The 22,340-nt window shown below is 59.2% G+C and carries 13 protein-coding genes and 1 other RNA gene; 5 read left to right on the forward strand and 9 right to left on the reverse strand.

Annotated elements, in window-relative coordinates; all coding sequences use genetic code 11:
• Positions 1 to 332: 332 nt before the first annotated feature.
• Genes ACHWUQ_RS19980 through ACHWUQ_RS19995 form a run of 4 tightly spaced genes read right to left on the reverse strand, consistent with a single transcriptional unit; the run spans position 333 to position 8,146 of the window.
• Complete coding sequence (locus ACHWUQ_RS19980) at positions 333 to 3,050, reverse strand: TnsA endonuclease N-terminal domain-containing protein (protein ID WP_394682228.1); 2,718 nt, start codon at positions 3,048 to 3,050, stop codon at positions 333 to 335.
• Positions 3,040 to 5,028: a site-specific DNA-methyltransferase gene (locus ACHWUQ_RS19985; RefSeq protein WP_394682229.1), complete on the reverse strand. Its 1,989-nt coding sequence runs from the start codon at positions 5,026 to 5,028 to the stop codon at positions 3,040 to 3,042. The genes ACHWUQ_RS19980 and ACHWUQ_RS19985 overlap by 11 nt, the downstream gene beginning before the upstream one ends.
• Positions 5,025 to 7,937: an ATP-dependent helicase gene (locus tag ACHWUQ_RS19990; protein WP_394682230.1), complete on the reverse strand. Its 2,913-nt coding sequence runs from the start codon at positions 7,935 to 7,937 to the stop codon at positions 5,025 to 5,027. The genes ACHWUQ_RS19985 and ACHWUQ_RS19990 overlap by 4 nt, the downstream gene beginning before the upstream one ends.
• A complete protein-coding gene (locus ACHWUQ_RS19995) occupies positions 7,934 to 8,146 on the reverse strand; it encodes a helix-turn-helix domain-containing protein (RefSeq protein ID WP_394682231.1) in 213 nt (70 codons plus the stop codon). Before ACHWUQ_RS19995 ends, ACHWUQ_RS19990 begins: the two co-directional genes overlap by 4 nt.
• A 120-nt stretch (positions 8,147 to 8,266) precedes the next feature.
• Between ACHWUQ_RS19995 and ACHWUQ_RS20000 the strand changes: the two genes are divergently transcribed.
• Entirely contained in the window at positions 8,267 to 11,566 is a 3,300-nt protein-coding gene (locus tag ACHWUQ_RS20000; RefSeq protein WP_394682232.1) for a sacsin N-terminal ATP-binding-like domain-containing protein, read from the forward strand.
• Between the two features lie 258 nt (positions 11,567 to 11,824).
• Here ACHWUQ_RS20000 and ACHWUQ_RS20005 read toward each other — a convergent pair whose 3' ends face one another.
• The 5 genes from ACHWUQ_RS20005 to ompA all read right to left on the reverse strand — a co-directional run bounded on the left by ACHWUQ_RS20005 (position 11,825) and on the right by ompA (position 15,840).
• Positions 11,825 to 13,051, reverse strand: coding sequence for a tyrosine-type recombinase/integrase (locus ACHWUQ_RS20005; RefSeq protein WP_394682233.1), 1,227 nt, complete (start codon positions 13,049 to 13,051; stop codon positions 11,825 to 11,827).
• Between the two features lie 283 nt (positions 13,052 to 13,334).
• Positions 13,335 to 13,712: a transfer-messenger RNA gene (gene ssrA / locus ACHWUQ_RS20010) on the reverse strand.
• A 12-nt stretch (positions 13,713 to 13,724) separates the two neighbouring features.
• The gene (gene gph / locus ACHWUQ_RS20015; protein WP_312409629.1) at positions 13,725 to 14,390 is read right to left on the reverse strand and encodes a phosphoglycolate phosphatase; all 666 of its coding nucleotides are present in this window, start codon (positions 14,388 to 14,390) and stop codon (positions 13,725 to 13,727) included.
• Positions 14,390 to 15,100: a bifunctional 2-polyprenyl-6-hydroxyphenol methylase/3-demethylubiquinol 3-O-methyltransferase UbiG gene (gene ubiG, locus ACHWUQ_RS20020; RefSeq protein WP_312409631.1), complete on the reverse strand. Its 711-nt coding sequence runs from the start codon at positions 15,098 to 15,100 to the stop codon at positions 14,390 to 14,392. Before ubiG ends, gph begins: the two co-directional genes overlap by 1 nt.
• An 83-nt stretch (positions 15,101 to 15,183) precedes the next feature.
• Entirely contained in the window at positions 15,184 to 15,840 is a 657-nt protein-coding gene (ompA, locus tag ACHWUQ_RS20025; RefSeq protein WP_305852716.1) for an outer membrane protein OmpA, read from the reverse strand.
• A gap of 228 nt (positions 15,841 to 16,068) precedes the next feature.
• Between ompA and gyrA the strand changes: the two genes are divergently transcribed.
• From gyrA to ACHWUQ_RS20045, 4 genes are all read left to right on the forward strand, one after another.
• Positions 16,069 to 18,930, forward strand: a complete 2,862-nt coding sequence (gene gyrA, locus ACHWUQ_RS20030) for a DNA gyrase subunit A (RefSeq protein WP_394682234.1) — start codon at positions 16,069 to 16,071, stop codon at positions 18,928 to 18,930.
• Positions 18,931 to 19,034: 104 nt separating this feature from the next.
• On the forward strand, positions 19,035 to 20,138 hold the full coding sequence (gene serC, locus ACHWUQ_RS20035) for a 3-phosphoserine/phosphohydroxythreonine transaminase (RefSeq protein ID WP_394682235.1): 1,104 nt from the start codon (positions 19,035 to 19,037) through the stop codon (positions 20,136 to 20,138).
• A 99-nt stretch (positions 20,139 to 20,237) separates the two neighbouring features.
• Positions 20,238 to 21,338, forward strand: coding sequence for a prephenate dehydratase (gene pheA, locus ACHWUQ_RS20040; protein WP_394682236.1), 1,101 nt, complete (start codon positions 20,238 to 20,240; stop codon positions 21,336 to 21,338).
• A 22-nt stretch (positions 21,339 to 21,360) separates the two neighbouring features.
• Positions 21,361 to 22,254, forward strand: coding sequence for a prephenate dehydrogenase/arogenate dehydrogenase family protein (locus ACHWUQ_RS20045; RefSeq protein ID WP_239812664.1), 894 nt, complete (start codon positions 21,361 to 21,363; stop codon positions 22,252 to 22,254).
• Positions 22,255 to 22,340 lie beyond the last annotated feature (86 nt).

A 22,340-nucleotide genomic window follows, 5' to 3' on the forward strand; every position in this document is an offset into this window, starting at 1 on the left:
CTGGTGAAATTTGAGGCTCTGACCTAACGAAGACGCCCAACTCGTGTGGGGCCAGTCCCTCCTTTACCCGCTCAATAAGCCATGCATTAACCGCCTTGCACTCAGCCACCTCAGACTTGAATGAACGAATGTCTGGAAATGGGCTGTTGAAGACTGAAACCGTGCCGCGACGGTCTTCGGCGATGCCGTCGACGTCTGAAACATCACGTCAAGGATATATTGCTGAAACTTTTTTATTTATGAGTCTGTTCTTGAATCCCCGGCAGTCTTTAGCCAAGCAAGGCGAAAAGACCGTCCAAGCGATGAAATCGCCATTGCCAGAAAAGCTGCACCTACAGCAACATTCGAAAGTGCCGCTTGTCAGCGTCTGAGGATTTAAAGATCCGGTACTCCATCCCGCTGGCCACCGCAATCTGCTGGGCGAAGTCCTTCTTGGCTTGTACCACGGCATCCTCGATCTGGTTATCGGCCTTCACCTCGACGATTACATACTTCAGGCTGCCGTCCGACTCTTCGCGCTGGAAGATGAAGTCGGGGTAATAGCTGCGGACCGTCCGAGAATCCGGGTCGATGTACTGGATGAAGAAGTCGGACTGGCCGTGGGTCAGCATGCCGGTGAAGTAGATTTTCTTCACGCGTTGTTCACGCAGCAGATCCCAGAACAGCCAGTTTTCCGAGCCGGAGTCGAAGCAATAGGTGTCGAGGTGGAAGCTCTTGGCGCGCTCATCGTCCTTGATTTGCGTGTCATGCATCCGCACGATCTTGTCCTTGGCCGCCGACACCTCGTAGTAGCCGTTCGGGGGCACCTTGATCAGATCAACCTCGTATTCGTCCTTCTTCTCGTACTCGTCAAGCTCAAATAGCAAGCGGAACAGGCGTGGGATGATCTCTTCGTACAGCAGCTCATTGAATTCGTTAGTGATGGCCACCAGTTCACCGGTGCCCTCCTTGGTCGCGTCGAGCAGCTCCTCGATCTCCAATGGGCTACGGTTGAGATAACGGGACACCTCAGCCACTAGCGTCATGGGTGAGAAGGTGCGCTTCTCGCGGCGAGAGGTCAGGTCAAAAGTGCGGCTACCGGAAGCGCGCGCCGCAGCGGCGGCGGTTAGGCCGTCTTGCTGTGTTTCGATCAGACGGTACTTTTCGATCAGCTCGTTCCACTTCTCCCGGTTTGCTCGTTCGGGCATCAGTTCCTGTCCATGATCCGGCTGCTTCTCGCGCATCTGGAAGAGCTTGCGCACGCGCACCAGCTTGATCTTAACCGGCGGCTCGACCGCGCGCACTTGCACACGCTCCTTCTCCTTCCCTGTTTTTTGCAGTTCGTCAGCGCTGATACGAAAGTTTTGCTGCAGCTCGTCGTTGAGCGTATTGAGATTGTCGTCAGAGAGGAATACGTGGCCGGTGTGCTGGGCCTCACCGATGGCACGCAGGCAGCGCATCGTAGCTTGGAGTACAAACACCTTGGACTTGGGCTCGCGGAACAGGCCCACGCCAAACAGCGAGCGGCAATTCCAGCCTTCGCGGCCCTTGTTGACCAGTAGAATGAATTGCTTTTCCGAGCTTTCGGTGTCCAGTCGGTTGAACTCGCGGATATCGTCGTTGGTTGTGATCTTGCTGTCGCCCACGTTCACCAGGATGCGCGAGGTCGGAATGCCGTGCCTGAGCAATGCATGCTCGACAGCGGGCTTCAACTCTTCCATCAACTCTTCCACAGTGGCTGCAAAGAAAGCCAGCTTTGGGGAGAGCCCTTCGGGCCGAAGACCGTCCGTCTCCCTCAGGAAGTTTTCGATGGCGATGTCGACAAACTCGTCGGAGCGGGTGTTAGCGTAGCCGTGCAGCGTCACCTTTTTGAGGAAGCCCTTGTCGATGGCCTCCTTCAGGCCGTAGGCGTAGATCACTTCTGGCAACACCTCGCGCCCCACGTAGGGTGTGCCGGTGTAGTTGTAGCAGGCCACCACGCGCGTGCCCGCAGCGTTCAGGCTGGCAGCCAGAACGTCGATAGTAGTGCGCAGGCTGGTGTCCGTTTCTTTGGCCCCAACGCCCATGTCCTTGGCCAGCGCCTTGCCGAAGGCGTGGTGGGCCTCGTCCACGTAGATTCCGAGCTGTTCCAGGCGGCGCAGCTTCTCGAAGCGCTGGTTGGTAGTCAGTTCGCCTTCTTCCTCTGGCTGATCGAAGTTGTAGAGGTCAGCGGCGTCGGCATAAACGCCGTTGACGGCCAGAGTTTCGCCGGTCGCGCCGAACAGCTTGGTGGCAGGCGTTTTTTCCTTGTGCTGGCGCTTGAGGATGATCTTCTGCGTGTTCGAGACAATGATGTTGAAACGCGAGCGATCCAGCGTATCCAGTGAGGTACCCGCTTCTTCGAGATAGTGAAAGCGCAGGTGCGTGGTCAGGAAGTTGGCGTACTCCGGCGGCACCACGCGGGTCAGGTCGAAGGCCTCAATTTCCTTGAGCGACTGCAGCACCGTCTTGTCTGGCGCAAACACCAGTGCGTTGTGGCAGTAATGCACGTCCTTCGGAAATTTGTTGGCCAGCAAGAACTCATAGAAGATGCAGGTCGCCATCAGGATGGTTTTGCCGGTGCCCATCGTCAGCGCGAAGATGTAGTTGGGGTAGGTGCGCGAGTTCTTGCGAATCTTCTCGAACAGCACTTTGTAGGAGTTAAGCTCCAGCTCGTCGGACTCGCCAAACTGGAACATCTCCTGTCCAGCGGTGCCGAGGAAGGAGCCGAATTTGCGGCCATCGAACTTGCCGCTCCGCTCGTACCACGCCTTGAAGATCTCCTCAACCTTGGCGTTGCCGAGAAACTCTTTCAGGAAAACGTAGGTTTCCAGCGCCTCGAACTGCGGCTGACGCAGGAAGGCCTTGGGATTCTTTTCTGGGTTGTTGAAGTCGAGGTACTTGCGCGTCAGCTCGCGGTAGCTCTGGCGCAACTTGCCCCGGTTGTCCTGGTGAAATTGCCAGAGAAAGCGGAAGAAGGCGAAGTCCAGCGACGCGCTGGCGCTGCTGGCCCCCTTGCTGTTTGCCTTGATGGCTGTGCGCTTAGTCGCCATGGCTCACGCTCCCTTCCCACGATTCAGAGAGCAGATCGGTGATCTTGATGCGGATGGTGCCCGCATCTTGGGGCACGGTGTACGCGCCCTTGACCAGACTGTTCTTACCCGGGAGGTCCACCACCGACGGTTGCAGCACCGCGCCGTCGTAGTTCCAGTCGATCAGCACTGACTCGACCAGCTCTTTCCAGTCCTCGATCGATTCCTTTTGCAGCGAGAGCTTTTGCAGCAGGTTCATCGGGTAGAACTTCGCGATAACCAGCTCGCCGTTCTCGATAACAACCTTGGCCTGCGAGTCGCGCTTGAACTCCAGATCGGCCTTGTCGCGCAAGATATCCACCACTTCCACAGCTATCTTGAAGGGCTTAGCGGCCAGCTCCAGTTGCGCGGCCAAGTCTGGCTCGTGGCCCATGCAGACGAGGGTGATCTTCTCGACTGGACGGTTTGGGGACTCATTCTGCTTGCGCTCCCAAGCCTTGTAGTCGAAGCCCGCAATCAGCTCGTTCAAGTCAGCGCGGGTGGAGATACGGTTGACGGGCATGATCTTTACCATGCGCCCGTCCTTCTCGCCGTCAAACACGGTGCTGAATTCGAGCTTCTGCACTTCCAGCGATTCGATCAGCAGCTCTTTGGCCTGAACGGGGTTGCGGAAGATGTCGTAGTTGTTGACGTTGTGAATCTCAAATCCAGTGAACACACTTTTTCCGCCAATTACGGTTTTTTGGCGAAGGCCATCAACGGAGGCAATCAAACGTTTAGTCGACGACTGAACTGCGCCCAAATTGATGTCGGCCGCAATAAACCGCCGATCAAGCTTCTGTGCGACGACCGCCGTAGTCCCGGATCCGACAAAGGTATCAAGGACGATGCCGCCAGCAGGGCATGCGGCAGTAATGATTCTCTCCAGCAACTGCTCCGGCTTTCGGGTTGGGTAATCTGATCCGCCCTTCATGCGGCCACAGTCAGTCCAGATTGTTTGCAACAGGCGGCCATTGCTCTCTTCATGAAAAAACACCTTGCAGCGGGTCGAGCCCTTTTTGGGATCGCGTAAATACAACTCTCCACGCTCCAACGCTTGATCCATCTCCTCAGGAGTCGCGTAAGTCCAAACGCGATTAGGTGATGGTCTTACTCCGCGCCATTCAAATTGCCGCTTTGGGTCCTTTCCCTTGTAGGTGGTGTTTTCCACCTTGAAACGCCTGCCAAGGTTTGCAGTCTCCTCTGAGTAGTCCAGCACTTGCCCATCATCAAGAAGTACCAGGCTATATTCGCTGAGTGCTGAATCGGAGAGATCGCTAGCAGCTGCTTGCCAGTCGTAGAACACCTTTTCCTTTTTCTTGGCAACCCAGAAGATGGTGTCATGAATAATCCCAAGCCTACTCTTGGCATCATTGTGAGGATCGGTTCTCTGCCAGATGACCTCATTCAGAAAATTTGCAGAGCCGAAAATTTCTTCTAGCAAGCAGCGAATGTGATGACTGCGGTGCCAATCGCACTGAACCCAGATGCTCCCTTCGTCTGTAAGCAACTCCCGAAGCAGAACAAGCCTCTCGTGCATGAACTGGAGGTATTCATCGTTGCTCCATAAATCTCCGTACTGCTTCTCTTCAAAAGCGGCCATGTCACCTGTCACGGTGCTACCTTGCAGGTGAATTTTTTTGCGGTAATCGGCTTTCGAGTCAAATGGCGGATCGATATAGACCATATCGACCTTGCCACGAAACTCCTTCAGCAAGTGGCTCATCACCTGCAGGTTGTCGCCCCAAAAAATCTTGTTGCGCCAGCCATCCACTTCCTCGCCGTGGACTTCCTTCAGTTGCGCCGGGTAATACTGCGTCGAAGTGAACGGACGCTTGCCGCGCCAGTTGAGCATCGGGTAGCCCTTGATCGGTTCGAACTCGTACTTTTCGACGTTGGTGGTGCTGCCATCGGGCGTGGTCAGTTGTAGGCGCTCCTGCGCGGGCGAAGTTTTGCTCATTTGTCGTTATTCCTGAATTTCCAATTTTTGTTGTCGCAGTAGGCGCGCATGTCGCAGCTCTGGCACAGCTTGGCCGGGCGTGCAGTAATGGCGTAGTCCTGCCGTTCGATGCGCTCCACGATGTCGTCAAAGCGCACGATGGTCTTGCCGATGGCGCGGTCGTCCTTGCTGAAGGAGACGTATGGGTTCCCGCCGTCCTCGCCTGTGTAATACAAATGCATCCGGCTGACCTTCTGGCCGGTGCGCTCCTCGACCAGATGGGCGTATACCTCCAGCTGACTCTGGTACTGGCGCAGTCGCTCCCGATCCTTCTCCATGTCGGGCTTCTTCTCCGACTTGAAGTCGATGATCTCGACCGTGCCCTGTTCACCGCGAATCAGGTCAACGCTGCCCTTGAGAATGTACTGATCCTTGACCAGTGAAATCTCGACCTCGGCTTCTTTGATGCGATCCCAATTGCCGTTCTCGCGCTCGTAGTAGCGCAACACGTGCAGCAGCGCTGCCTGCTGCGAGCTCGGCGCAAGGTATACGCGCTCCTTCTTCGAGAGCAGGGCGTAGTTGGCTGCGAACCAACTCTTGATGCCGTCGAAGGTGATGGTGCGCTCCTCGCCGCGCAGCACGGTTTTGTGGATGTCCTCGATGGTTTGATGCACCAAGGTACCGAACAGCATCGGGCTTTCGCGGATGGCGGCGAACTCCAGTTCCTTGAAGAAGCGGTACTGCTCGGCGCAGTTCTCGAACACGGTGATGTCCGAGGTGAACGAGTATTCGCGCTTGAGGTTGATCTGCTTGACCGCCTCGTAGGTCAGCGCCGAGAGATCAACATCGCGCCAGCTCGGCACCTCGTAGAACAGGCGATCGAAATACTTCGACGGCGATTTGCCCCGGCCTTGCTTCTCCTGCGCCGCCAGCACGAGCAGGTTCTGCGCACGCGAGAAGGCGGTGTAGAACAGCCGCCAGAAGTCGAAGTTCTTGATGTGGTCCAGAGGCTCGAAGCGTTCCTTCGAGAGGTAGTCGCCATCCTCCAGCAACACATCCAGCGCACCGTATTGCTTGCGCGGCACCGCCTCCAGCGAGCCGCACACCACCACCGGGAACTCCAGTCCCTTCGACTGGTGGACGGTAAGGAACGACACGCAACCCTTGGGCGCGTACTCGGATTCGTCTTCGTACTCGCCAATGCCGCCGTCCCGCAGAAAGCGCAGGAACTGGTTGAACAGGTCGCGGATGTTCTTTTCCAGCCACTGCGGGTTCAACACGCTAACGAAATGCAGGTACTCGAACTTGGTGAGCAGCTTGGAGAAAGTGCCGAGGTTGCGTGCCGCGCGCCCCTTGTCCACGCCCTGTGCGGCTTCTTCGGTGAGAAAGCGAGAGAACAGCGGGAATTGGAGCAGTTGGTAGAACAGGCCAGAGAAGGCGTAGTCGGTGTTCTGCGTGAGTACGGCGTGGCGCTTGGCCAGCGGGCGTGCCCAATCCAGCAGAGGCTTGTTCTCCGGCTTGCGCAGCTCGTCGGTGAAGGGCTTGAAGCAGAGCTGGTCGTAGTAGTCCCAGATGTCCAAACGCACGCCTTCCGCCCACGCACGAACCTTCGGGAACTGCGGGAACAGGAAGATCAGCGCGCCAATCATCAGGCGGACTTCCTCACGCTCGAAAAACATGTTCGAGCGGGGCGAGAACACGGGCACGCCCTCGGCTTCGAGGAAGCGCGCCAGCGCCACCACCTTGTCGTTCTTCACCGAGCGGAACAGAAAGGCGACCTGATTCCAGTCCGCCAGCTTGCCAGACGCCTTCAAGCCGTTGAGGAAGGCCAGCACCTCGGCGTGCCAGTTGGTGGTGTCGCCCTCGTCGTCGCTGGCGGCGAGCCGCACCGCCGTGGGCATGTCTGGGAAGTCGTCATCGCGCGGCAGGATCTGCTTATCGAAGCGGAAGGATCGCGTACCGTCGTCCCACACCTGCTCCTTCATCCACTCGTTGTAGAAGCGAATGATGTCCGGGTGCGAGCGGTAGTTGACGGTCAGCTTGACCTGCTTGCACTGGCCGTTGTCGAACAGCGCGGGGTACTCGAGAATGTTGCGGATGGTTGCGCCGCGAAAGCGGTACAAGCCCTGATCGTCGTCGCCGACGACGCAGAGATTCATCTTCTCGCCAGCCAACAGCAGGAGGATACGCTCCTGAATGGTGTTGGTGTCCTGGTACTCGTCTACCATCAGGTAAGACAGCTTCTCGCGCACCTGCGCCAGCACTTCGGGGTGCTTTTCCAGCAGTTGTAAGGCTTCGTACTGGATGCCGGAGAAGTCGAGCGAATTGTTCTCGTGCAGCAGCTCCTGATACTTGGCGAAGCACGCGGCCAGCGCTCGGATTTCCACTTCGGGTGCAATGGCCAGTGTCGTGACGTCGAGCGCCTCCTCGCTGACCTTGTTGAGCCACTTGAGCAGGTTTTCCGACTGTGCCCAGCGACCTGTCTGGTCGTCGCCCATGACGAGCTGGGCGTCTGGTAGTTCGCGGAAGCCCTTGATGCGCTGGTATAGGAAGTATTGCTGGTCGAATTGGTCGAACAGCGTGAAGCTGCGCTTGAGTCGGGTGTACTCGCGAAAATCCTCCAGCAGCCGCAGGCAGACGGAGTGAAAGGTGCCGAGGTACATCTCGTTCAGGTTGAACTTAATACCCAGATCGGTCAGCCGGTTGGAGATGCGCGTGGTCAGCTCGCGTGCGGCCTTGTCGGTGAAGGTAACGACAAACAGCGATTCCGGCGCGACGCCTTTCTGCGTGATGAGATAGACGATGCGCTCGACCAGCGTGAAGGTCTTGCCAGAACCGGGACCCGCGATGATGAGCACCGGCCCATCGGTGGCGAGGATGGCTTCGAGCTGCTGTGGGTTGGCCTTGGACTGAAGAGCGGCGCTGGTCATTCCGCTCCCTCGTCGTCATCCGCCATCACCTTGCCGATACTGCTGGCAATCCACTGATCCAGGTCGCCGCGACGGAAGCGCCACGTACCACCGAGCTTGAATGCCGGGAGCTTGCCGCTGGCGGCCAAGCGATAGACCGTGCGCTTACCTGCTTTCAGATAGGCGGCAACCTCGTCAATAGTAAGAATCTCGTCCGACTGGTCGCTCATCGGTTTTCCCATGTCATCTGCGGCGCTTGGTTTGATGAAACATTTTGTCATAATAGTTTATGAATGGCGAACTTGAGCAAACTTGGCACCAGAACCGGTGCCTGACCTAGAGGAACGGCCGTGCAATCGAACTACGAGGCAATTTGCGAGGAGAACCAGCGGCGCTACGGTACCGACATCGGGCGTATCGGCCCGATGCTGCTCGCCGACCGGTACGACGACCGGACACACTTCATCTTCGAACTACTCCAGAACGCGGAAGACGCCCTCGGCCGGCGCGGCGATCTGAATGGGCCTCGCAAAATCACATTTGATCTGACGCCGACGCGCTTGACGCTATCCCACTTCGGCAGGCCGTTCGATGAGGCCGATGTCCGAGGCGTATGTGGCATCGCCGAAAGCACGAAGGATAAGTTCTCAATTGGCCGGTTCGGCATCGGCTTCAAGTCGGTCTACACGTTCACCGCCCGCCCGGAGATTCACTCGGGCGACGAGGATTTTGCCATCGAGAACTACGTGCAGCCGAAACAGGCCGACCGCACGGAACGAAGGGCGGATGAAACACAGATTGTCCTGCCTCTGAAGTCGGGCGACGGCACCGCGCAGAAGGAGATCACAGCGGGCTTTCGGCATTTGGGGCCCGGCGCGCTGCTGTTCTTGCGGAACATCGAAGAGATCAATTGGAGCGTCGAACGAGGTGCGTCAGGATTCTACCTGCGCAACAGCCCAGAGGCGCTTGGCGACAACGTCCACCGCATCACCGTAATTGGCCAAGAAACCGGCAGGCCCGAGGTCGATCAGAACTGGCTGGTGTTCCACCGCAACGTGTTCTCGGCCACGCAAGAGAAGGTCGGTCGCGTGGAAGTCGCCTTCTCGCTGGTTGCGGTCAAGGATGCGCCGGGCAGCTGGTCGGTACTGCCCGTGGCAGCATCGCCTTTGGTGGTGTTCTTCCCGACCGTGGTGCCGACCCATCTTGGCTTTCTCGTGCAGGGGCCGTATCGCACGACGCCCAGCCGCGACAACATTCCTCGCGGCGAGCCGTGGAATCAGCATCTGATCAAGGAGACGTCCATCCTGCTGGTAGAGGCGATGCGCTGGATGCGTGACAATGCGATGCTGGACACATCAGCCTTGCGCTGCTTGCCACTCGACCGTGAGAAATTTCCTGCAGAGGCGATGTTTACGCCCATCTTCGAGACGGTCCGCAAGGCGTTGTTCAATGAGCCGTTGCTGCCGCGCTTCGATGGGGGCTTTGTCGCCGCCTCGCAGGCGAAACTGGCGCGGACGCAGGAGCTGCGCGAACTGTTCCGCCCGGAGCAGATTGAGGCGGTGTTCGGCTCCAAGGCAGCGGCATGGCTGACGGGTGACATCACCCCGGATCGACAGCCGGAGATTCGCACCTACCTGATGCAGGAGCTGAACGTTGCCGAGGTAACGCCAGCCACATTGGTTCCTCGCCTGACCAAGGCGTTCCTTGAAGACCAGTCCGATGACTGGGTGCGAAGGCTCTATGAGTTTCTGAGTGGCCAAGAAGCAGCTCTGCGTCGCGGCCTCGACAAGATTCCATTGATTCGCCTTGACGATGGCACTCACGTCGTCGCGCGCGAGAATGCGGTAGCCAAGGCATTCCTGCCGAGCGCCCTCAAAACTGGTTTCCCGACGATCCGACCATCGGTATGCGCATCGGCGGATGCGCGCAGCTTCCTCATTGCACTCGGCCTCACCGAACCAGATCAAGTCGATGACGTGGTGTTGAATGTGCTGCCGAAGTACCAGCAAAGCGAGGTCTCACTGGATGACTACGCTGCCGACATCGAACGAATTCGTGGGGCCTTCGGCACCGATTCTTCAGCACAGCGCGAAAAGCTCCGTCTGGCACTGCGAGACACCAGTTTTGTTGTCATTGCCGATACGGGAGATGGTCAACGGTACATCGCCAAACCGGGCGACATCTACATCGCGACCGAACGCCTTAAGCAACTTTTCGCCGGTGTTCCGGGTATCCACATCGTCAACGACGAGTACGACTGCCTGCGCGGTGAAGCGATGCGCGAACTGCTTGAAGCGTGCGGAGCATTGCGGTACCCGCGGCCAGAGAAAGCGCCTGCTGAACATCACGAGAGTGACCGGCTGAAGGAGCTTCGCATTCGCGCGGGCCATGCGGAGACTTCGGGGTATAGCGACCGCGTGGAAGACTGGACACTGCAAGGCCTTCAAGGCCTACTTGACTATCTTCCAGGACTCACGAAGGAGCAGCGCGTCGAGCGTGCCCACCTGATCTGGGAGAGCTTGGGTGACCTTGAAGAGCGGCGCGGACGAGGTATCTTCGAAGGGTCATATACGTGGTCGCACAACGGCAAATACACGACGAGCTTTCCAGCGGCATTTCTTCGCACACTTAATGAGTCAGCATGGGTACCCAGTGCGAGCGGCGAACTTATGCCACCGAGCCTCGTAATGTTCGACAGCCTGGGCTGGAAGTCCAATCCCTTCCTGCTAGCCAAGATTTTTTTCAAGCCGCCAATCATCGATCAACTTGCCAAAGAGGTAGGCATCGATCCAGCAGCTCTCGATCTGCTTAGGAAGCTCGGCATCACCAGCGTGGATGACCTAACTTCCCGGTTGGGTATCACGAATCCCCCACCGGAGTCTGAGCCAGCACCTGAATCGAAGGCCGACGCTCCGCCCGATGGAGATGTGTACGAAGGTGCGAAAGATTTGTACGGCGATGGCATGCCGGACATTCCTCCCGGCACTTCTGACCCTGATGGCGGCGACGGTGCGACGGGTGGCGCAAGGCGCGGCGGCCAAGTGGAAACTAGCACCGGGACGCCACGCGGTGGCGGGCAGGGCAACGGCGGGACACACGGCAGCTCAGGCGGCGGCCACGCCGGTGGAAGCGGCAAGGGCAGTGGCACCAGCGGCGGCGGGCAAGGGAAGCGGTCGCCTAGCTCAGCTGGCGGAAGGCCGTTCATTTCCTACCTCGGCGCTCATCCCGACGACGAGGAATCCGATCCAGATGGTCTCGATCAGGCAGCAAGAATGAAGATTGAGGATCAGGCCATCGCTCTTATCATCTCGCTCGAGCCTGGACTGAAACGCACTCCCGACGGCAACCCCGGTTTCGACCTATTCGAGGTCAACGGCAGCGGCGAGCAAGTTCGGTGGGTCGAGGTCAAATCGATGACGGGTAGTCTGGAAAACCGGCCCGTAGGACTGTCCCGCACGCAATTCGACTACGCCCGCGCGAAGGGCGACGCGTACTGGCTGTACGTGGTCGAGCACGCAACTGACCGAAAGGATGCGCGGGTGCTCAGGATCCAAAACCCCATTGCCTACGCACGGACCTTCACGTTCGACCACGGCTGGGCCCAGATCGCCCAAACGGAACCACCAAACTCGCCTCCACCGAAACCATGACCGATCTAACCCTCCTCGACACTAGTGGAGGGGGTCAGTGTCCCCAGCAAAGGCTCTGCCAGATCGTCATTGCGTCGGATGCACGCGTGTGTCTTGATCGTGCTGCTGAGCCATTCGTATTCACATAATCCACGAGCACATTGACGGCAAAAGACACCAGGTACTGGGGCTAGGCATCCTCCAGATGCAAAACCAGTGTGGCCGAGGCCATCAACGCTGGAATCTGCAGAGCAATCACCGCCAAGCACCCCACCATACCTAGGCTTTTACTTCGTGCTTCAAACGCAATTGATCCAAGTAGTCGGCCCACTGCTGGACCATTTCAAAGCGCTTTGCCAAATATTTCGTACGGTTGTAGCTTCGACCGTTGGAGTCCTTCACCATATGTGCCAGATTTGCTTCAATCGCCAAAGGATCAAGATCCAGTTGGTCAACGAGCATGGTGCGCGCACTTGCGCGGAATCCGTGCCAGCTCTGCTCAGTCCCAAATCCGAGACCATACAACGCGCTTCGCACGGAGTTATCTGACATTGGGCGCTCATGGTCACGCTGTCCGGGAAAGACGTAAAGACTACGCCCTGTCAGCTTCTGCAAGTCTCGCAGTAGCTCCACGGCTTGCGTTGGCATAGGCACTACATGCGGCTCACCGTTGGCTTTTTCCTCCACCGTTCGCTTCATCTTCGCGCTCGGAATCGTCCATGAGGCAGCATCCAAGTCGAGCTCAGTCCACTCCATCATGCGCAAGTTTCCGGGGCGTTGATAGAGCATTGGCGCCAGCAACAGCGCTGTACGGACAATCGGGCCACCCTTGTAGGCATACATAGCCCGAAGCAATTCACCAAAACGCTGCGGCTCAACAATTGCCGGGAAATTCTTGCCACGATAAGGCAGCAATCGACTTTTCAAGCCTTCCGTGATGTCCCGCTGATCCTTTCCAGCAGTTGGAAGCCAGTAACGCCATATTTGACGAACAAGCATCAGGCCTCGATCTGCCGTTTCGATAGCACCCCGCTCTTCTACTTTCTTCAGAACGGACAGGAGCTCTATTGGCTCAATGCTTTCCATTTGTCGATCACCGAGCCATGGAAATAAATCTCGTTCAAGCTGGCGCTTTGTACGTTCGGCGTGGCTGGCACTCCATGTCCCTACTTGTTTGGCGTGCCACTCCAACGCCACAACCTTGAACACGCTTCCGTCAACTGCCAAGCCCTTGAGCTTTTCCATTTTGCGAGCCAGAACCGGATCGACACCTTCCGACTTCTTCAATTTGGCAATATCTCGCGCCTTGCGAGCCGCCGTCAGGGAGACTGTCGGATAGCTGCCCAATGCAAGCTGCTTTTCCTTATTTTGGATTCGATACTTGTAGAACCACCGCTTAGAGCCATTCGGACTCACCTGCAAGTAAAGCCCTCCGGAATCAGCAAATCTCGCTTGTTTACGATCAGCAGGGCAACTGGCATTTCGGCATTGCACATCGGTCAACATGGTGTGTGAACTCACTTGGCTAGGAGGTACAACGCCTACCTGTTACGCACCCCACGGGGGTACGAGCGAGACGCCAGAAGGCCCATGTGGCATGGTTTAGCGTCAATCAGGGGGTACATATTGGCTAAAGTATATGCAAAAATATGGTTGCACCCCCACCCATACCCCCATCACCCTTCGGCTGCCAGCGAACAATAATGAACTATCGCGAACTATAAACCATTGATTTAACAAAGAAAAAAGGCGTTCACTGAACTTCAGTGAACGCCTTTGAACGTTGTGGTGGTGGAGCTGGCGGGAATTGAACCCGCGTCCGTCAGCCTTCGTCGAGCAGATCTACATGTTTAGTGTTCTGGTTTGAATCTCGCCTGCAAAGCCGCGCAGACACACGCTGCATTGCAAGCCAGTACCCTTAGATCTTGCCATCTACCAAGGTACCCGGTAGACGGCCAGCTGATGTAAATTCCCTTGCAGCCGGGAGGTATTGCTACCCCCTTGCCCAGCCCATCAACATGCTGTTGCAAGGCTCACCGGATTTAAGCGGCGAGTGCGAAACGTTCGTCGTTTGCAGTTAGTTTTTTGAACGGAGATTTACGAGCATCATTCAAGCTCGACATGCACCACACCGATCCCGAACCCACGTCGAAACCAGGACAGCCCCATGGCATCTATTTTAGGCCAGTTTCAGACGTTTCAAGAGTTCGTGTGGAGAATTGATGACATCGTCGGCTTCCCAGTGCGCGACCGACTGCTTTTCGCCCAGGTAGCCGTACACGGCTGCCACGGTATGCATGCCGGCCGCCTTGCCGGCAATGATGTCGCGCTCGTCGTCGCCGACATAGACGCAGTCCTGCGGAGCCACGCCGATGCGGCGCGCTGCTTCCAACAGCGGCTCCGGATGCGGCTTGGCATGCGGCGTCGTGTCGCCACTCACCACCGCACCGGCGCTGGCAAACAAGGCCATCTGGCGCGACAGTGGCTCGGTAAAGCGCTTGGACTTGTTGGTCACCACGCCCCAGTGCAACTGGCGCGCCACAATGCTGGCGAGCATGTCGGAGACGCCGTCGAACACGGTCGTGTCCTGCGTCATGCGGCGTTCGTAGTTCTGGAAGAACTCCTCGCGCATCGTGGGAAACTCGGCATCTTCGGGCTGCATGCCAAAGGCCACGCGCAGCATGCCCCTTGCGCCCGATCCGGCAAACGGCCGGTAGTCGGCCATCGGCAACGACGGCAAGCCCCGGGCTACCCGCATCTGGTCTGCTGCTGCGCCCAGGTCGGGTGCGCTGTCAATCAAGGTTCCGTCCAGGTCGAACAGAATGGCGCGTATCGATCTTTGCATCAGCCGGGCTTTCGGGTAGCGATCATGTAGTTGACGCTGGTGTCCTCATTGAGCCAGTAGCGCTGCGTCAGCGGATTGAACTGCAGGCCCTTGCTGTGCTGCTGCACCAGGCCGGCACTGCGGCAGTAGTGGGCCAGTTCCGAGGGACGGATGAACTTGGCAAACTCATGCGTGCCCTTGGGCAGCATTTGCAGGATGTATTCCGCACCCACAATCGCCAGCGCAAAGGCCTTGGCATTGCGGTTGATTGTGGAGAAGAACACCCATCCACCGGGTTTGACCAGGTCATGGCAGGCCTGAACCACCGATGCCGGATCGGGCACATGCTCGAGCATTTCCATGCAGGTGACGGTGTCGAAGCTCTCGGGCTGCAGCTGTGCCAGGGTTTCGACAGCGATTTCCTGGTAGCTGATATTGGGAGTCTGCGCTTCCAGTGCATGGAGCTGGGCCACGCGCAGCGCCTTGGTGGCCAGGTCGATTCCGGTCACGGTGGCGCCTTTGCGCGCCATCGAGTCACTCAGAATGCCGCCGCCGCAGCCCACATCGAGCACCTTCTGGCCATTCAGTGGGCTGATGCCATGGATCCATTCCAATCGCAGTGGATTGATCTGGTGCAAGGGTTTGAAGTCACTGTCCGGATCCCACCAGTGCATGGCGAGTTCGGAAAACTTGGCCAATTCGGCCGGATCGGCATTCACAGTCTGGTTCATGGCCTGATTGTCCACCATCTGCAGCCGGATTCGGGCATAAAAAAAGCCCCACGAATGGGGCTTTTTGCGCAGGGGCAGAAGAATTACTTCTGGGTGCCCACCACTTCGATTTCCACGCGACGGTTCTTGGCGCGGCCAGCTGCAGTCTTGTTGTCTGCCACTGGTTGCTTTTCGCCCTTGCCTTCGGTGTACACGCGGCTCTTGTCGATGCCCTTGGACACCAGGTAAGCCTTCACAGCTTCAGCGCGACGCACGGACAGCTTCTGGTTGTAAGCATCGGAACCGATGGAGTCGGTGTGACCCACAGCGATGATCACTTCCAGGTTGATGTTCTTCACCTTGGAAGCCACATCGTCCAGCTTGGCCTTGCCTTCTGGCTTCAGCACCGACTTGTCGAAGTCGAAGAATGCGTCAGCAGCGTAGGTAACCTTTTGGGTCTGAGCGACTGGAGGAGCCACTGGAGCAGGTGCAGGAGCAGCTGGAGCAACAGCAGGTGCTGGAGCAGGTGCAGGAGCAGCCTTCACCAGGGCACCGTCGCAGCCTTCAGCAGCGGTAGCAGGGGTCCAGTTAGCATCGCGCCAGCACAGTTCGTTGGTACCGTTCTTCCAGACCAACTCACCGCTGCCGTTTTGCCAGTTGTCAACAACGTTGCCGCCGTCAGCAGCCTTAATTTGTGCTCCAGCGGCGGTTGCAAGCGCTGCAGAGGCAAACAACATCGCCACTTTGTTCAGTTTCTTCATGGTTCTCCTCTTGGGGAAAAAGCCGCAGCCGCGCTGCGAATCAAGACGTCGTCAGTGACCATCACCAAAAACGTTCTTACTTATTGTGCCATAGGCGTACCGGATCGCCATAGTTATCTGTAGCGCCAACGGTAAGACAAAAGCGCTTTGGGCCTAGAATGTTGCCGACATGCAACATCAGCTTGCGCCTAAAATGCCTCTTGTACTTCGTCACCCTATGCCAGCACTATGACCCAGTTTGCTAAAGAAACATTGCCGATCAGCCTGGAAGAGGAAATGCGCCGCAGCTACCTCGATTACGCGATGAGCGTGATCGTCGGCCGGGCTCTGCCAGATGCCCGAGACGGCATGAAACCGGTGCACCGCCGGGTTCTCTATGCGATGCATGAGCTGAACAACGATTGGAACCGCCCTTATAAGAAGAGTGCGCGTATTGTCGGTGACGTCATTGGTAAGTACCACCCGCACGGTGACAGCGCGGTGTACGACACCATCGTGCGCATGGCCCAGGATTTTTCGCTGCGCCATATGCTGGTCGACGGTCAGGGTAATTTCGGGTCGGTGGACGGTGACAGTGCTGCGGCCATGCGTTATACCGAAATCCGCCTGTCCAAGATCGCCCATGAGATGCTGGCCGATATCGACAAGGAAACCGTCGACTTTGGCCCGAACTATGACGGCTCGGAGAGCGAGCCGCTGGTGCTGCCCGCGCGCGTGCCCAATCTGCTGATCAATGGATCGGCCGGTATTGCGGTGGGTATGGCCACCAATATTCCTCCGCACAACCTCAATGAAGTGGTGGATGCGTGCCTCCATCTGCTGCACCACAGCGATGCCACGGTCGATGACCTGATGGAAATCGTGCCCGCGCCCGACTTCCCCACGGCCGGCATCATCTACGGCATCAATGGCGTCAAGGAAGGCTACCGCACCGGCCGGGGCAAGGTGGTGATGCGCGCCAAGGTGCACTTTGAAGATATTGACAAGGGCCAGCGCCAGTCGATCATCGTTGACGAACTGCCCTACCAGGTCAACAAGAAGACCTTGCAGGAGCGCATGGCCGAGCTGGTGCACGAGAAGAAGATCGAAGGCATCAGCCACATCCAGGACGAGTCGGACAAGTCCGGCATGCGCCTGGTGATCGAGCTCAAGCGCGGTGAAGTACCGGAGGTGGTGCTCAACAACCTGTACAAGCAAACCCAGCTGCAGGACACCTTCGGCATGAACATGGTGGCGCTGGTCAATGGCCAGCCCAAGCTGTGCAACCTGAAGGACCTGATCAAGGTCTTCCTGGAGCACCGCCGCGAAGTGGTGACGCGCCGTACCGTCTATGAGCTGCGCAAGGCACGCGACCGTGGCCATGTGCTCGAAGGCCTGGCTGTTGCCCTGGCCAATATCGACGATTTCATCGCCATCATCCGCAACGCCCCCACCCCACCGGTGGCCAAGGCCGAGCTGATGGCCAAGAGCTGGGACAGCAAGCTGGTGCGCGAGATGCTCACCCGCACGCGCACCGATGGCGGCGTCGTCAATGCCGACGACTACCGCCCGGAAGGCCTGGAAGTGGAATTCGGCATGCAGCAGGATGGCCTCTACCGCCTGTCCGAGACGCAGGCGCAGGAAATTCTGCAGATGCGTCTGCAGCGCCTGACCGGCCTGGAGCAGGACAAGATCGTCGCCGAGTACAAGGACATCATGGCGGTCATCGAAGACCTGCTCGACATCCTGGCCAAGCCCGAACGTGTCTCGACCATCATCGGCGAAGAGCTGGTGGCCCTGAAGACCGAGTTCGGCCAGACCAAGCTGGGCGCACGCCGCAGCCAGGTGGAATACAGCGCGCAAGACCTGTCGACCGAAGACCTGATCACCCCGACCGACATGGTGGTGACCCTGTCGCATACCGGCTATATCAAGAGCCAGCCGCTGAGCGAATACCGCTCGCAAAAGCGCGGCGGGCGCGGCAAGCAGGCCACGGCGACGAAGGAAGACGACTGGATCGACCAGCTCTTCATCGCCAACACGCATGACTACCTGCTGTGCTTCTCCAACCGCGGTCGCCTGTACTGGCTCAAGGTCTGGGAAGTGCCTGCCGGCTCGCGCGGCTCGCGTGGCCGCCCCATCGTCAACATGTTCCCGCTGCAGGACGACGAGAAGATCAACGTGGTGCTGCCGCTGACCGGCGAGTACCGCAGCTTCCCGGCCGATCACTATGTCTTCATGGCCACCCGCATGGGTACCGTCAAGAAGACCTCGCTCGACGAATTCAGCAACCCGCGCAAGGCCGGCATCATTGCCGTGGGCCTCGATGATGGCGACGTGCTGATCGGCGCGGCACTGACCGAAGGCCGGCATGACGTGATGCTGTTCAGCGACGGCGGCAAGGCCGTGCGCTTTGATGAAAACGATGTCCGCCCGATGGGCCGCAATGCGCGCGGCGTGCGCGGCATGAACATCGACGAGAACCAGAACCTGATCGCGATGCTGGTCGCAGAGCAGCACCCTGCGGAAGTCGAGGCTCGCAAGGCCAAGGATGCGCTGGACAATCTGCAGATCCGCGACAAGGAGCTGCAGGACGCCCAGGCCCCGGCTGCCGATATCGAAGCACTGCGCAAGCAGATCGAAGAGGCACGCGCTGCGCTGGAAGCGGCTGACCTCGCCGCCATTGCGGCACTGGGCGAGATGCCGCGTGAGACGCTGCACAGCGTGCTGACTGCCACCGAAAACGGCTACGGCAAGCGCACCTCGATCGCCGAGTACACGCGCCACGGCCGAGGCACCAAGGGCATGATTGCGATCCAGCAGTCGGAGCGCAACGGCAAGGTCGTGGCTGCCACCCTGGTGAGCCCGGATGACCAGATCATGCTGATCACCGACACCGGCGTGCTGGTGCGCACCCGGGTGGCCGAGATCCGCGAGATGGGCCGCGCCACGCAGGGTGTCACCCTGATCGGGCTGGACGCTGGTGCCAAGCTGAGCGGCCTGCAGCGCATCGTGGAGAACGATGCACAGGCTGACGAAAACGCCGAAGCTGCCGATGGTGCAGAAGCGGCGGACGGCAACGACCTCCAGAACCCCGCAGACGGCTCCTGAGCCCCCACCGAAAAAGCCATGTTGCGACATGGCTTTTTCCTGCCCATTTTTGCTCCTTTTTTCATAGCTATCACTGCTCGCTGCGCGAGCCAACGAGGCCTTCCATGCAACGCCCCTATAACTTCTCGGCCGGTCCGGCCGCCATCCCTGAAGACGTGCTGCAGCAAGCAGCCAGCGAGATGCTGGACTGGCGCGGCAGTGGCATGAGCGTCATGGAGATGAGCCACCGGGGCAAGGAGTTCATCTCGATCTGCGAGAAGGCAGAGGCCGACTTCCGCCAGCTGTTGGCAGTGCCGCAGAACTTCCACATCCTGTTCATGCAAGGCGGTGGCCTGGCGGAAAACGCCATCGTGCCGCTGAATCTGTCGCAAGGCGGTGCGGTCGATTTTGTCGTGACCGGCAGCTGGAGCCAGAAGTCCACCAAGGAAGCGGCCAAGTTCTGTAACGCCGCCGTGGCTGCCACCGGCGAAGCCCAGGGCTTTACCCATATCCCCGACCCCGCCAGCTGGAAGCTGCGTGGCGATGCACGCTATGTGCACATCTGCAGCAACGAAACCATCAATGGCGTGGAGTTCCAGCAGCTGCCCGATCTGGCCAGCCTGGGCTGCCAGGCGCCGCTGGTGATCGACTTCTCGTCGCATGTGGCGTCGCGCACGGTGGACTGGAGCCGCGTGGGCCTGGCCTTTGGTGGTGCGCAGAAGAACCTGGGCCCGGCAGGCCTGACCCTGGTCGTCGTGCGCGATGACCTGCTCGGCCACGCGATGGCCATGTGCCCCAGCGCGTTCAACTACCGCCTGGTGGCAGACAACCAATCGATGTACAACACGCCGCCGACCTGGGGCATCTACATCGCCGGCCTGACCTTTGAATGGATCTTGCGCCAACAGGAAGGCGGCGCCAGCGGCGTTGCCGCGCTGGAGGCCCGCAACACCGCCAAGGCCGAGCTGCTCTACCAGGCCATCGATGGCTCGCAACTCTACGAGAACCGCGTCGCGCGTGACTGCCGCTCGCGCATGAATGTGCCCTTCTTCCTCAAGGACGAATCGCGCAACCAGGCTTTCCTGGATGGCGCCAAGGCGCGTGGTCTGCTGCAGCTCAAGGGCCACAAGTCCGTGGGCGGCATGCGCGCCAGCATCTACAACGCCATGCCACTGGCCGGCGTGCAGGCGCTGGTGGACTACATGCAGAGTTTTGAAAAACAAGGCTGATCCGCAGCGTCCCCGGTTTGTACCGGGAAACACTCTTACGTTATCCTTACTGGTTGGCAGCCTTCTGAGGCGCTGCCCGCACTGCACACCCAGGCCATCATGAGCACTTCACCCCAAGCGTCCCCTGAACTCGCCGCGCTGCGCGTCCAGATCGACAACCTCGACACGCAACTGCTGACCCTGCTGAACCAACGCGCACTGGTCGCCGAACGGGTGGGCGAGCTGAAAAAACGCGAAGGCACGCCCTTCTTCCGCCCGGACCGGGTCGCCCAGGTCATCCAGAAGATCGAGAACGCCAACCCCGGCCCACTGAAGGCGGCCCATGTCTCGGCCATCTGGCGTGAGATCATGTCCGCCTGCCTGGCGCTGGAGTCACCCCAGCGTGTGGCCATCCTGGGCCCAGCGGGCACCTTCTGTGAAGAGGCAGCGATCCAGTACTTCGGCGGTGCCGCCGATATCAAGTACTGCAACAGTTTTGAAGAAGTCTTCCACTCCACTGCCGCCGGCAGTGCGCAGTTTGGCGTCGTCGGTGTGGAGAACTCGAACGAAGGCGTGGTCACCCGTTCGCTGGACATGTTCCTGCATACACCCTGCCACGTCGTGGGCGAGGTGAGCCTGCTGATCCGCCACAACCTGATGCGCACGACCAACTCGCTCGATGGCATCGAGGTCGTGGCCGCGCACCCCCAGGCGCTGGCCCAGTGCCAGGGCTGGCTGTCCAAGCACCTGCCCCATGCCGAGCGCCGCCCGGTCGAGAGCAATGCCGAAGGCGCGCGCCTGGCGGCGCTGCACCCCCACATTGCCGGCATCGCCAGCGAGCGTGCCGCCCAGCAATACGGCCTGCACATCATCAGCCACGCCATCCAGGATGACGCCTACAACCGTACGCGCTTTGCCATCATCTGCCTGCCCCACACCTTGGCCACGCCAGAGCCCAGTGGCAAGGACTGCACCAGCCTGGTCGTCTCGGTACCCAACCGCCCCGGCGCCGTGCATGAGCTGCTGATGCCACTGAGCAAGCATGGCGTGTCGATGACGCGCTTCGAATCCCGCCCGGCCCGCACTGGCCAGTGGGAATACTATTTCTATATTGATCTGGACGGCCACCCGTCGCAGCCTCATGTGGCCAAGGCCCTGGAAGAGCTGCGCGGGCTGTGTGCGTTCTACAAGGTGCTCGGCGCCTACCCTGTCGGGAGTTGAATCGGTGAAAAAGTTTGAACATATGGCGCTGATCGGCTGCGGGCTGATGGGCGGCTCATTTGCCCTCGCAGCCAAACGGGCGGGGCTGGTCAAACGCATTGTCGGCTACAGCAAGTCGCCATCCACCACCAGCCGCGCGCGCCAGATGGGCGTCATCGATGAAGAGGCCAGCTCGGCCCTGCAAGCCGTCTCGGGCGCCGATCTGGTGCTGCTGGCCATCCCGGTCGCATCGACCGAGTCCACCTTGGCCAACATCAAGCACCTGATCAACCCCGACACCCTGGTGATGGATGTCGGCTCCACCAAGATGGATGTGGTGGCTGCGGCGCGCCGCGCGCTGCGCGACCGCTTTGGCTGCTTTGTGCCGGCCCACCCCATTACCGGCAAGGAAGTGTTTGGCGTCGACCATGCTGACGTCAACCTCTACCGCGATGCCCAGGTGGTGCTCACCCCGACCGAGTTGACCAAGGTGGCCCAGCTGCGCCAGGCCGAAGCCATCTGGAAAGCGATTGGCAGCCATGTCACCAGCATGGCGCCCGAGCAGCATGATGCAGCGCTGGCCGCCAGCAGCCACGCGCCGCATCTGGTGGCCATGGCCTACATCAACTCGCTGCTGTCGCAAGACGGTGCGCACCGCATGCTGTCGCTGGCCGGACCGGGTTTTCGCGATTTCACCCGCATTGCTGCGGCCGAGCCGCAGATGTGGCGCGACATCTTCCTGGCCAATCGCAGCGAGATCCTCAAGCAGATCCAGTCGCTGCAGCATATGCTGGGCAGCTACGAAGCGGCGTTGCTGACCGACGATCAGCCCGCACTGGAGCAGCTGCTGCGCGAAGCCAGCAGCACGCGCGCCCAGTGGAAGCAAGGCAAGCTCTACACCCCCGAGTCGCTCTCCAAGCACAAAACCACCGTCTGATCCGCCTACCAAAGGTGCCGGCGCAGCCGGTGGACCGATAATAGCCAGTGGCGCTGCCTGAGAACACGGGTAGCGCCACCTTCTTT

Origin of the sequence: uncultured Comamonas sp. (genome assembly GCF_964277875.1) — a bacterium.
Taxonomy (GTDB): domain Bacteria; phylum Pseudomonadota; class Gammaproteobacteria; order Burkholderiales; family Burkholderiaceae_C; genus Comamonas; species Comamonas sediminis.

Bases quoted from the DNA above. Each gene is read 5' to 3' on its own strand.
- ACHWUQ_RS19980 (WP_394682228.1), bottom strand. From the start codon at position 3,050: ATGGCGACTAAGCGCACAGCCATCAAGGCAAACAGCAAGGGGGCCAGC.
- ACHWUQ_RS19985 (WP_394682229.1), bottom strand. From the start codon at position 5,028: ATGAGCAAAACTTCGCCCGCGCAGGAGCGCCTACAACTGACCACGCCC.
- ACHWUQ_RS19990 (WP_394682230.1), bottom strand. From the start codon at position 7,937: ATGACCAGCGCCGCTCTTCAGTCCAAGGCCAACCCACAGCAGCTCGAA.
- ACHWUQ_RS19995 (WP_394682231.1), bottom strand. From the start codon at position 8,146: ATGAGCGACCAGTCGGACGAGATTCTTACTATTGACGAGGTTGCCGCC.
- ACHWUQ_RS20005 (WP_394682233.1), bottom strand. From the start codon at position 13,051: ATGTTGACCGATGTGCAATGCCGAAATGCCAGTTGCCCTGCTGATCGT.
- gph (WP_312409629.1), bottom strand. From the start codon at position 14,390: ATGCAAAGATCGATACGCGCCATTCTGTTCGACCTGGACGGAACCTTG.
- ubiG (WP_312409631.1), bottom strand. From the start codon at position 15,100: ATGAACCAGACTGTGAATGCCGATCCGGCCGAATTGGCCAAGTTTTCC.
- ompA (WP_305852716.1), bottom strand. From the start codon at position 15,840: ATGAAGAAACTGAACAAAGTGGCGATGTTGTTTGCCTCTGCAGCGCTT.
- gyrA (WP_394682234.1), top strand. From the start codon at position 16,069: ATGACCCAGTTTGCTAAAGAAACATTGCCGATCAGCCTGGAAGAGGAA.
- serC (WP_394682235.1), top strand. From the start codon at position 19,035: ATGCAACGCCCCTATAACTTCTCGGCCGGTCCGGCCGCCATCCCTGAA.
- pheA (WP_394682236.1), top strand. From the start codon at position 20,238: ATGAGCACTTCACCCCAAGCGTCCCCTGAACTCGCCGCGCTGCGCGTC.
- ACHWUQ_RS20045 (WP_239812664.1), top strand. From the start codon at position 21,361: ATGGCGCTGATCGGCTGCGGGCTGATGGGCGGCTCATTTGCCCTCGCA.